Below are 10747 nucleotides of genomic sequence, written 5' to 3' on the forward strand. Positions count from 1 at the left end.
TCGCTGCGCTCATGCGTGTTGTCTGTGGGGGGACGACCCCCCACGCCCCCCGGTTCGCTGCGCTCATGCGGTGACCCTCGGCACTCGACGAACGGCCGGAGCGGTCAGCGCGAGGACGGCGCGGCAACCGCTGAGGACGCCGTGCGCCAGGTCGGCGCCCGACGTGTGCCCCACCGCGAGCAGGCGGCGGACGGCCGCGGACGCCGGCTCGTGGCCCGCGACGCAGCGCAGGACCGCCGTCACCTCCGCGCCCGCGTTCCCCTGCGCCGCGCAGTGCAGCAGCGTCGCCGCCAACGCCGTCGTGCGGGTGCCCGCGTCCGCGGTGACGGCCGCGCCGAGCCAGTCGGCCAGCCACACCGCCGTCCCGCCGTGCCGGGCCGCGTCGCCGACCAGCCGCAGCGCGACCAGCAGCCCGCACAGGATGTCGTCGCCGCTCGGCGTCAGCCCGGGGCCGAGCCCCACGATCCGCTCCGCCGCCTCGACCGCGGCCGCCAGGTCGCCCGCCGCGCAGGCCTCGGCCAGCGCCGCCGGATCGGGATGCCCGGCCAGCCCACCGCCCGCCGTCCCCGCGGCGGTGAGCGCCCCCGCGGCGGCCAGCTCCGCCTCCAGCGCCCGCACCCCGCGCGCCAGCGCCGCCGGCTGCAGGGCGCCGAGCGCCGGCGACGGGTCCCACCAGCGGCGGATCCGCACGTTCAGGCCGTCGGCCTCCACCCGGCCGTCCCCGACGAACGCCTCCCCGCCCTCGCGGACGGACCGGAACGGATGGTCGCGGCGGGTGGCGACGATCACCACCGCGTTCGGCAGCCGGCCGGCGTCGGAGGTGACGACGGCGAGCACACGCGGCTCGGGCGCCCCCCGCATCTCCAGGTACAGCGCCGCCGGGAAGACGGCGATGACGCGGGCCGCGCGGCGCGGCGGGTCCAGCAGCGGCCGCAGCGCGAGGCTCGCGGCGCCGGCGGTGGGCGGGCGACGGCCGGGCCGGGCCGCGAGCCGGACCGGGTCGCGGACGAGTGCGGTCACTGATCCTCCCGAGGCCGGTGTCGGCGGCCGCCCGGCGCGCGGGCGGCCCGGCCTCCGCGACGACGGTAGAACGGCCCTCGCATTGGACGTATGGATAAAGCTGCCAAGGATGGTTGTCATCGTTCGTCTTTGTTGTCAGTGTTGATCAGGAACAGGTAGCGATCTCGCCGTAACGGGCGATGTACGCTCCAAAAGGCGAGGTGACCCCTGGCATGAGTTACACCAGCGCGGACCCGGGCCCACCGGCCCTGCGGCTCGCGAGCACCGGAACCCTGACCTACGGCCTGTCGGTCGGCGAGGTCCTCGGCGTCAGCACCCTGAACGGCGCCCGCCTCATCGCCGGACGGTCCGGCCTCGAACGCGTCGTCCAGCGGCTCAACGTGATGGAGGTCCCCGACATCCTGTCGTGGGTCAAACCGAACGAGCTGCTCCTCACCACCGGCTACCCCCTGCGCAACACCCCCCAGTCGCTCGACAACCTGGTCGCCGACCTGGACGAGCGCGGCCTCGCGGCCCTGGCCATCAAACTGGGCCGCTACCTGGACTCGCTCCCCGCCGAGATGATCGCGCAGGCCGACCGCCGCGGCTTCCCGCTGATCCTGCTCCCCAACGACGTCGGCTTCGACGACATCCTGAACCAGGTCCTCACCGACATCCTGAACCGGCAGGCGGCCGTCCTCGCCCGCACCGAGGAGGTGCACCGGGCGCTCGTGCAGATCGTGCTGTGCGGCGGCGGCCTCCAGGAGGTCGTGGACGAGGTCGCGTCCCTGCTGGACGTGGCGGTCGTGGTGCTGGACGGCGAGCAGCGGGTGCTCGCCGGCGCCGGGCCCGAGGAGCACGTCCAGGCGATGCGCGCGTTCGACGCCGGCCGGCACGCGGCGTGCGGGCGCGGCGGCTGCGGCATCATCGGCGCGCACGGCACCGGCGACCACCTGGTCGTGCCGGTGATGGCGGGCGGGTTCGACCACGGCCGCATCGTCGCGTTCAGCCCCGGCGGCACGCTGCGCGGCACCGACCTCGGCATCCTGGAGCGCGCCGCGACCGTCGCGGCGCTCGTGGTGACCAAGCAGCAGGCCGTCGCCGCGGTCGAGAGCAAGTACCGGGCCGACTTCCTGCGCGACGTCCTCGCGGGCCGCGCCGGCGAGGACGACCGGGTCATCGCGCATTGCGGAGGGTTCGGCTGGAACCTGGACCGCCCGGTGATGGTCGTCGTCGCCGAGCTCGACGGCCGGCCGCGCCCCGCCGGCCCCGAACCCGACGGGAAGGCGCGCGGCAGGGCGGCCGAGCCGGAGGGCGGCGCGCGCGGCGTCCGCGGCGTCGAGGAGCGGACCGCGCAGGAGCGCCTCGCCGCCGCGTGGACGACGGCCGTCCGCCGGCACGACCGGGGCGCGGCCGTCGCGAGCTTCGCGCACGAGGTCGTCGCGGTCGTGGGCGCCGACGGGGACGACCCCGCCGAGCTCACCACCGGACCGGTGCAGGCGATGGTCAAGGAGGCGTCGTCGATCTTCGCCGAGCACCTGCCGGTGCGCCGGACGTTCTCCACCGGCATCAGCCGGACGGTGGCGTCCCCGGCCGACCTGCCGGAGGCGTACGAGCAGGCGGTGAAGGCCGTCCGGGTCGGGCGCCAGTTGAACGGCACCGGCGCGCGGGCGCACTTCGACCAGCTCGGCGTGTACCGGCTGCTGAGCCTCGTCTCCGACCCGGACGAGCTGCACGCCTTCGTCCGGGAGACGCTCGGCGACCTGGCCACCGACGACGAGCCCGAGCTGGTGGACCTGCGCCGCACCCTGCAGGTGCTGCTGGAGACCAACCTCAACGTCGCCGAGACCGCCCGCCGGCTCCACTTCCACTACAACACGCTGCGGTACCGCATCGGGAAGCTGGAGCGGATGCTCGGGGCGTTCACCGAGGACGCGCATCTTCGGCTCAACCTCACCCTCGCCTTGCACGTGCTGCGCATGCGCGGTATCTGAGAGTAGTCTCGTCACCGGGGTGATACCCGGAGGAGGCGCCGCCGCACCGGCCCGTCCTCCCAATCCCGGGCATCGGCTTTGGCAGATGTCGCCGATGCCCGCCCATCGGGGTAGATCTACCTTGCCCGCATGAACGCGGTCGGCCGAGCAGGAGGACCCCCATGGTGACCGGCTGGAAGCTGCACGGCGACGGACGCACGCCGCCGCCCGGGGAGGTCGTGAGGCCGGACGAGCGGCTGTCGTGGCCGCGCACCGCCGGCATCGGCGCCCAGCACGTGGTGGCGATGTTCGGGGCGACGTTCGTGTTCCCCATCGTGATGGGCCTGGACCCGAACCTCGCCATCATGATGTCGGGGGTCGCGACGATCCTGTTCCTGCTGATCGTCGGCGGCCGGGTGCCGAGCTACCTCGGCACGAGCGCGTCGTTCGTCGGCGCGGTCGCGGCGATCCGCGCGGCGGGCGGCGACAGCGCGACCGTGACCGGGGCGATCTTCGTCTCGGGCCTGGTGCTCGCGGCGATCGGCGTCCTGATCCACTTCGTGGGCGGGGACCTCATCCACCGGGTGTTCCCGCCGGTGGTGACCGGCGCCGTGGTCATGCTGATCGGCTTCAACCTGGCCCCGGTGGTCGCCACGGTCTACTGGCCGCAGGATCAGTGGGTCGCGCTGGCGACCCTGGGCTTCGCGGTGCTGTGCGCGGTGCTGCTGCGCGGCTTCTGGGCGCGCATCACGATCCTGCTGGCCCTGGTGTTCGGCTTCGTCCTCTCCTGGGTCCTCGACCAGACCGCCGGCAAGATCACCTCGGTGCTGCCGGGGCAGAACCTGCTGGACGGGACGGGCAAGGCGTGCACCGCCGAGGGCCCGTACTGCGTCGCCACCGCGTTCCCGCACGACCGGGTCGACTTCACGAACGTGAAGGCCGCCGACTGGTTCGGCTTCCCGACCCTGCACTCGCCCGACTTCAAGACCTCGGCGGTCCTGCTGGCGCTGCCCGCCGTCATCGCGCTGATCGCGGAGAACACCGGGCACGTCAAGGCCGTCGCGGCGATGACGCGCGACGACCTGGACCCCGTCCTCGGCCGGGCCATCGCTGCGGACGGCGTCGGCACCGCCCTCGCCACGTCCGTCGGCGGCTCGCCCACCACCACCTACGCCGAGAACATCGGCGTCATGGCCGCGACCCGGATCTACTCGACGGCCGCCTACTACATCGCCGCGATCGTGGCGATCCTGTTCGGGCTGTGCCCGAAGTTCGGCGCGCTCGTCGCCGCGACCCCGGGCGGCGTGCTCGGCGGCATCACCGTCGTCCTCTACGGCATGATCGGGCTGCTCGGCGCGAAGATCTGGGTCGAGAACCGCGTCGACTTCGGCGACCCGGTCAACCTCGTCCCGGTGGCGGCGGCGGTCATCCTGGCGATCGGGAACGTGACGCTGCAGATCACCGACGACTTCCCGCTGCAGGGGATCGCACTCGGCACCATCGCCGTCCTGCTCGGCTACCACGTCCTGAACGCGCTGCGCGGACCGGACGACTCGGGCGGCGGCATCATCGCGCCGTCCGAGACGGAGATCGGCGGCCCGACCCGGTGAAGCCGCCCCCGTTCGGCTACCACGCGCCCGCCACCGTCGCCGAGGCGCTGGAGGCGCTGGCCGCCGCGCCGGGCGGCAAGGTCCTCGCGGGCGGCCAGAGCCTCATCCCGCTGCTCAACATGCGGCTCGCGGCGCCGTCCGACCTGGTCGACATCAACCGCGTCGCCGAGCTCGACACCGTCCATGTCGGGGACGCGGGCGTGCGGGTCGGCGCGCTCGCCCGGCACGCCAGGGTGGAGCGCTCCGCGGAGGCCGCCGCCGTCCAGCCGCTCCTCGGGCGGGCGCTCCGGCACGTCGCGCATCCGGTGATCCGCAACCGGGGGACGGTCGTCGGCAGCCTCGCCCACGCCGATCCGGCCGCCGAGCTGCCCGCCGTGCTCACCGTCCTCGGCGGGACGGTCGAGGCCGCGTCGGCGCGGGGGCGCCGCACGATCCCGGCCGCCGCGTTCTTCCGCGGCCCGCTGGAGTCGGCGCTCGAACCGGGCGAGCTGGCCGTCGCCGCTTTCTTCCCGGCCGCCCCGCCCCGTACCGGGAGCGCGTTCGCCGAGACGGCCCGGCGGCACGGCGACTACGCGCTGTCCGGCGTCGCCGCCGTCGTCGGCCTGGACGAGGACCTGCGGGTCCGCGAGGCCCGCGCCGGCTACCTCGGCATCGCCGCGACGCCGCTCGTGCTCGACCTGGCCGGCGCCGCGGGGCCGGGCGGCGACTGGGCGGCCGCCGCCGCCCACGTCCGGGAGCGGATCGACCCGGAACCCGACATCCACGCGGGCGCCGCGTACCGGCGGCACCTGACCGGCGTGCTCACCGAGCGCGCCCTGAGCTCGGCGGCCGCCGAGGCGCTGCGGAAGGCGGAGGACTGATGGAGGAGGGCTTCGAGGTCGCGCTGACCGTCAACGGGACGCACCGCGCCGCACGGGTCCCGGCGCGGCGCCTGCTGTCGGACCTGCTCCGGCACGACCTCGGGCTCACCGGCACGCACGTCGGCTGCGAGCACGGCGTCTGCGGCTGCTGCACCGTCCTGCTCGACGGCGAGCCGGTGCGGTCGTGCCTGATGTTCGCCGTGACCGCGTCCGGCCACGAGGTCACCACCGTGGAGGGTCTCGCGGCCCCGGACGGGACGCCGTCGCCGGTGCAGCGGGCCTTCCGCGAATGCCACGGGTTGCAGTGCGGCTTCTGCACGCCCGGGTTCCTCTGCACGGTCACGGCGCTTCTGCGGGAGACGCCGCACCCGACCGACGACCAGGTCCTGGAGGGGATCTCGGGGAACCTGTGCCGCTGCACCGGCTACCAGAACATCGTCAAGTCGGTGCACCGCGCCGCCGACCTGCTCGACGAGTCCGGGGGAGGCGAGGGGGCCCCTCGCCGGGAGACTGCTGAGGAGGCGTGATGGGCACCCGCGTGTTCGGCGAACCGGTCAGGCGCCGCGAGGACGGCAGGCTCCTTACCGGCCGCGGCCGCTACCTGGACGACCTCGGGCGGGACGCCCTGGCCGCGGCGTTCGTGCGGTCCCCGCACGCGCACGCCCGCATCGCCGACATCGACGTGTCGGAGGCGCTGGACGTCGACGGCCTCGTCGCCGTCTACACCTGGGAGGACCTTCCCGGCCGGGTCGGCGAGCCGCTGCCGCTGCTCATCCCGCATCCGTCGCTGACCCACGGCCGCACCGGGTACCCGCTGGCCCGCGACGTCGTCCGGCACGTCGGCGAGCCCGTCGCGATGGTCGTCGCCCGCGACCGGTACCTGGCCGAGGACGCCGCCGAGCGCATCCGCGTGGAGTACGAGCCGCTGCCCGCCGTCGTCGGCATCGAGGCGGCCGAGCGGGCGGAGCACCTCGTCCACGACGACGTGCCCGGCAACGTGGGCGCCGTCCTCGTGCAGGAGACCGGCGACGCCGGCGCCGCGATCGGCGCCGCGCCGCACGTGCTGGAGTTCGGCCTGGCGATCGAGCGCAGCGCGTCCATGCCGCTGGAGGGGCGCGGCGTCTACGCGCGGTGGGACGCCGACGACGGGTCGCTGCGCGTGTACTCGTCCACGCAGGCGTCCACGAGCGTGCGGGCGGCGATCGCGGCGCGGCTCGGGCTGCCGAACGGCAAGGTCGAGGTGATCGCGCCGGACGTCGGCGGCGGGTTCGGCGTGAAGATCGTGCACCCGTGGCCGGAGGAGGTGCTCGTCCCCTGGGCGGCGCGGCTGCTGGACCGCGAGCTGAAGTGGACCGAGGACCGCCGCGAGCACTTCGTGTCGGCCGCGCACGAGCGCGGCCAGCTGCAGCGGGTGCGGGTCGGGTTCGACGACGAGGGCCGCGTCCTCGGCCTGGACGTGCGGATCCTGCACGACCACGGCGCCTACACCCCGTACGGGATCATCATCCCGATCGTCACCTCCACCCAGCTCCTCGGCCCGTACAAGATCGGCGCGTACCGGGCGGAGGTCGTCAGCCTCTACACCAACACCCTGATCGTCACCCCGTACCGGGGCGCGGGCCGCCCGCAGGGCGTGTTCTGCATGGAGCGGACGATGGACCGCATCGCCCGCCACCTCGGCCTCGACCGCGCGGACGTGCGCGCGGCGAACTTCATCCGGCCCGAGGAGTTCCCCTACGACCAGGGCCTGACGTTCCAGGACGGCCGCCCGCTGATCTACGACTCGGGCGACTACCCCGAGCTGCTCCGCAAGGCGCGCGACCTGATCGGCTGGGACGGCTTCGAGGCCGAGCGCGCCGCCGCGGCGGCCCGGGGCCGCCGGCTCGGCATCGGCCTCGGCGTCTACGTGGAGGGGACGGGCGTCGGGCCGTACGAGGGCGGCCACGTCGAGGTCGACACCGCCGGGCGGGTGCACGTGTCGACCGGGCTGACCTCGCAGGGCCAGGGGCACGAGACGGTGTTCGCGCAGATCGCCGCGGCGGAGCTGGGCGTCCCGATCGAGGACGTGCGGGTGACGACGGGCGACACGCGCCGGTTCGGGTACGCGGTCGGGACGTTCGCGTCCCGCGCGGCCGTGATGAGCGGCAACGCGATCGCGCTCGCCGCCCGGAAGGTGCGCGCCAAGGCGCTGCGCATCGCGGGCGAGGCCCTGGAGGCCGACCCGGACGACCTCGACATCACCGACGGCGTCGTGCACGTCCGCGGCGACCCGTCGGCGGCCGTCCCGCTGCGGACGGTCGCGGTGCTGTCGAACCCGCTGCGGTACGCGTTCGACGAGGAGGCCGCGGCGGCGACGCAGTTCGCGGTGGGCCGCCCGGTCACCGAGCCGCCGGTCGCGGAGGGGGACGAGCCCGGCCTGGAGGGGCGCGACTACTACTCGCCGGTGCGGTCCACGTTCGCGGCCGGCGCGCACGCCGCGATCGTGGAGGTCGACCCCGACACCGCGGAGATCGCGATCCTGCGGTACGCGGTCGTGCACGACTGCGGGCGGCTCATCAACCCGATGGTGGTGGAGGGGCAGATCCACGGCGGCGTGGCGCAGGGCATCGGCGGCGCGCTGTACGAGCGGATGGCCTACGACGAGTCGGGGCAGCTCCTGAACGCGTCGTTCATGGACTTCCTGATGCCGTACGCGACGGAGATCCCGCGCATCGAGACCGACCATCTGGAGACGCCGTCGCCGCTGAACCCGCTCGGCATCAAGGGCGCGGGGGAGGCGGGGGTCATCCCGGTGTCGGCCGTGATCGCCTCGGCGGTCGAGGACGCGGAGGGCGTCCGCGTGGACGCGATGCCGCTCTCCCCGGACGGCCTCTACACGCTCAGGGAGCGCGCCGCGAGCGACCCGTCCCTGCGCGTCCGGGAGGGCGTGCGGACCGGCTGACCGCGCCGGCGCGGCGTCCGATGCTGGCGGGGCCGGCTCGGGTAGCGGGGGACCTCGGCCCCGCCAGCGTGTTGACCCTAGTGAAGGCCGCCGCGGGCCCTCGGGCTAACCGCGATTCGTCCGGGAAGGTCGCTTATCGGGCGGGGTCTCGCGCGCGGCGCTCAGGCGTGGGTGGGCTTGGCCGGTGCGGGCTTGTCGGGCGCGTTGCCGCCGAGCGACTTCGGCAGGTAGTTCTCGACGGCCGCGGGCCGGAACCCGGCCTGCCTGATCCAGCCGAGGATCATCTGGAACTGGTGGGCGAGGCCCTTGCGGTAGTGCATCAGGACGATGTCGCCGGGCTTGAACCCCTTGCCGCCGTCGCCGCGGGCGAAGCCGTCGCGGCCGACGCCGGGGCCGGTGGTGCCGTTGTAGAACTCCGCCGACCACAGCAGCACCGACTTGATGCCGCATTCCTTGGCGACCTGGAGCGTGGTCTGGTTGAAGCTGCCGAACGGGGGCCGGAAGATCTGCGGACGCCGCCCGTACTGCTTCTGGATCTCGTCGGAGGATTCGCAGATCTGCTTCTTCTGCGCCTCGGCGCTGAGCGTCGCCATGTTCGGGTGGCTGACGGTGTGGTTCTCCATCTGCGAGCCGGCGTTGCGCATGGCCCAGAAATACTGCCCCTGCCCCTTGATGTAGGTGGAGGTCAGGAACGTCAGGATCGGCACCTTCTCCTTGCGGACGAGGTTCACGAACTCCGAGTCGTAGGTGTAGCCGTCGTCGATCGTCAGGAAGACGACGCGGTCCTGCGTCTCGATGTGGTTGATGACCGGGGGCAGGCCGTTCGCGGCGGGCGCCGGCATCGTCCAGGAGCCGGGTTTCGGCGCCGGCCACCGCTGGTCGCCGAGCACGCCGGCGAGCTGGGTGCGCATCGACGGCCCGGGGTCGCCGCCGAACGGCGCGGTCACGACGGGCCAGCCGCCCGCGGCCACGCCGAACACTCCGGCGGCGACCATGGCGATCACGGGCGTCTTCCCTCGCATCTGCCGCGTGCTCCTTCCCTCTCGGCTGCTCGTCATCCCCTGAGCGCTCGCTCGAGCGGTCGCTCCGGGCGTCGCAACGGTTGACGCGCGCACGGCCTTCCGGGTTCGCGCCCGGCAGAACCTGCCGGACATATCTGACCATTTCCAGGCCGCTCCGGGGCGCATCTGCCCAATCCTCGGCGTGTACTCGGCAGATGTTGCCGTTCGGTGCCGCGGCGGCGTTCTCTAAAGTCGATTCATGCAGCTCACCGGCAGTGCCAGCGTCGCCGCTCCGCTCGACCGCGTCTGGGACGCGCTCCAGGACCCGGCCGTCCTGGCGAGGACGATCCCCGGATGCAGCTCCCTGGAGGAGACGGCGCCCGACACCTACCGCATGACGGTCACCGCGGGCGTCGCCTCGATCAAGGGCACGTACGTGGGGCGGGTCGAGCTCGCCGAGCCCGACCCGCCGCGCTCGTTCGTGCTGCGCGCCCGCGGCCAGGGGGCTCCGGGCACGGTGGACGCCACCGTCCGCGTCCGGCTGTCCGGCGGCGACGGCGCGACCCGCATCGACTACGACGCGGACGCCGTCGTCGGCGGGATGGTCGGCGGCGTCGGGCAGCGGATGCTCGGCAGCGTCGCCAAGCGCACCGCGGGCGAGTTCTTCGCCGCGGTCGAACGCGACCTCACCGCCCCGGCGCCCGCCCCGGCGGCGGCGCCGCCGGACGCCGCGCCGGAGCAGGCCGGCCCGGTGTACCCGGGACGCGCCGCGGCCGCCCCGGACCGGACGGCGGGCACGGCCTGGCCGATGGCCGCCGCGTTCGTGTCCGGCGGGGCCGTCGCCCTCGCCGGCGTCGCCGTCGGCTACCTGCTGGGCCGCCAGGGGAGATGAGCCCGGAGGGTCAGCTCACGCTCACCAGGTCGACGACGAAGATCAGCGTCTCGCCGGGCTTGATCGCCGGGCTCGGGCTGCGGTCGCCGTACGCCAGGTGCGGCGGGATGACGAGCTTGCGGCGCCCGCCGACCTTCATGCCGGCGATGCCCATGTCCCAGCCCTTGATGACGCGGCCGCCGCCGAGCTCGAAGTCCAGGGTGCCGCCGCGGTTCCAGGACGCGTCGAACTCCTCACCGGTGGACCACGACACGCCGACGTAGTGCATCGACACGTTCGAGCCCTTGGCCGCCTCCGGGCCGTCGCCCACCGTGATGTCGGTGATGTCGAGGTACGTGGGCGGCTGCCCCTCGGGGAAGTCGATCTCGGGGCGTTCAAGCGCCATGAAGGGGCTCCAGCGGTCTGATCGGATGCATGGAAAGGAAGTGCTCAGCCTAGCCCCAACGCGGTCTCACGAAAGAACACGGCGTC

General features: G+C 74.0%; 9 protein-coding genes. 6 read left to right on the forward strand and 3 right to left on the reverse strand.

What is annotated here, in order from left to right:
• Window positions 1-63 precede the first annotated feature (63 nt).
• Entirely contained in the window at window positions 64-1020 is a 957-nt protein-coding gene (locus ABGB11_RS07220) for a DUF2877 domain-containing protein (protein WP_347630084.1), read from the reverse strand.
• 212 nt (window positions 1021-1232) lie between these two features.
• On the opposite strand from ABGB11_RS07220, the gene ABGB11_RS07225 reads away from it, so the two are divergent.
• From ABGB11_RS07225 to cutA, 5 genes are all read left to right on the forward strand, one after another.
• The gene (locus ABGB11_RS07225) at window positions 1233-2993 is read left to right on the forward strand and encodes a PucR family transcriptional regulator ligand-binding domain-containing protein (RefSeq protein WP_347630086.1); all 1761 of its coding nucleotides are present in this window, start codon (window positions 1233-1235) and stop codon (window positions 2991-2993) included.
• A 161-nt stretch (window positions 2994-3154) separates the two neighbouring features.
• Window positions 3155-4582, forward strand: coding sequence for a solute carrier family 23 protein (locus tag ABGB11_RS07230; RefSeq protein WP_347630088.1), 1428 nt, complete (start codon window positions 3155-3157; stop codon window positions 4580-4582).
• Complete coding sequence (locus ABGB11_RS07235; protein WP_347630090.1) at window positions 4579-5442, forward strand: FAD binding domain-containing protein; 864 nt, start codon at window positions 4579-4581, stop codon at window positions 5440-5442. The genes ABGB11_RS07230 and ABGB11_RS07235 overlap by 4 nt, the downstream gene beginning before the upstream one ends.
• Entirely contained in the window at window positions 5442-5969 is a 528-nt protein-coding gene (locus ABGB11_RS07240; protein WP_347630092.1) for a (2Fe-2S)-binding protein, read from the forward strand. Before ABGB11_RS07235 ends, ABGB11_RS07240 begins: the two co-directional genes overlap by 1 nt.
• Window positions 5969-8383, forward strand: a complete 2415-nt coding sequence (gene cutA, locus ABGB11_RS07245) for an aerobic carbon-monoxide dehydrogenase large subunit (protein WP_347630094.1) — start codon at window positions 5969-5971, stop codon at window positions 8381-8383. The genes ABGB11_RS07240 and cutA overlap by 1 nt, the downstream gene beginning before the upstream one ends.
• A 161-nt stretch (window positions 8384-8544) precedes the next feature.
• Here cutA and ABGB11_RS07250 read toward each other — a convergent pair whose 3' ends face one another.
• Window positions 8545-9405 carry a polysaccharide deacetylase family protein gene (locus ABGB11_RS07250; RefSeq protein WP_347630096.1) on the reverse strand — a complete coding sequence of 287 codons (861 nt, stop codon included), beginning with the start codon at window positions 9403-9405 and terminating at the stop codon, window positions 8545-8547.
• A gap of 238 nt (window positions 9406-9643) precedes the next feature.
• Between ABGB11_RS07250 and ABGB11_RS07255 the strand changes: the two genes are divergently transcribed.
• On the forward strand, window positions 9644-10276 hold the full coding sequence (locus tag ABGB11_RS07255; protein WP_347630098.1) for a carbon monoxide dehydrogenase subunit G: 633 nt from the start codon (window positions 9644-9646) through the stop codon (window positions 10274-10276).
• Between the two features lie 10 nt (window positions 10277-10286).
• On the opposite strand, the gene ABGB11_RS07260 is transcribed toward ABGB11_RS07255, so the two are convergent.
• Window positions 10287-10661 (reverse strand): FKBP-type peptidyl-prolyl cis-trans isomerase, encoded by a 375-nt coding sequence (locus tag ABGB11_RS07260; RefSeq protein WP_347630100.1) that lies wholly within the window; start codon window positions 10659-10661, stop codon window positions 10287-10289.
• Window positions 10662-10747 lie beyond the last annotated feature (86 nt).

Origin of the sequence: Actinomadura sp. B10D3, assembly GCF_039871695.1 — a bacterium.
In the GTDB taxonomy this organism is placed as follows: domain Bacteria; phylum Actinomycetota; class Actinomycetes; order Streptosporangiales; family Streptosporangiaceae; genus Spirillospora; species Spirillospora madurae.

What these genes read in the sequence shown, in the direction of transcription:
- ABGB11_RS07230 (WP_347630088.1), top strand. Translation starts at nt 3,155, where the DNA reads ATGGTGACCGGCTGGAAGCTGCACGGCGACGGACGCACGCCGCCGCCC.
- ABGB11_RS07260 (WP_347630100.1), bottom strand. Translation starts at nt 10,661, where the DNA reads ATGGCGCTTGAACGCCCCGAGATCGACTTCCCCGAGGGGCAGCCGCCC.
- ABGB11_RS07250 (WP_347630096.1), bottom strand. Translation starts at nt 9,405, where the DNA reads ATGCGAGGGAAGACGCCCGTGATCGCCATGGTCGCCGCCGGAGTGTTC.
- ABGB11_RS07225 (WP_347630086.1), top strand. Translation starts at nt 1,233, where the DNA reads ATGAGTTACACCAGCGCGGACCCGGGCCCACCGGCCCTGCGGCTCGCG.
- ABGB11_RS07255 (WP_347630098.1), top strand. Translation starts at nt 9,644, where the DNA reads ATGCAGCTCACCGGCAGTGCCAGCGTCGCCGCTCCGCTCGACCGCGTC.
- ABGB11_RS07240 (WP_347630092.1), top strand. Translation starts at nt 5,442, where the DNA reads ATGGAGGAGGGCTTCGAGGTCGCGCTGACCGTCAACGGGACGCACCGC.
- cutA (WP_347630094.1), top strand. Translation starts at nt 5,969, where the DNA reads ATGGGCACCCGCGTGTTCGGCGAACCGGTCAGGCGCCGCGAGGACGGC.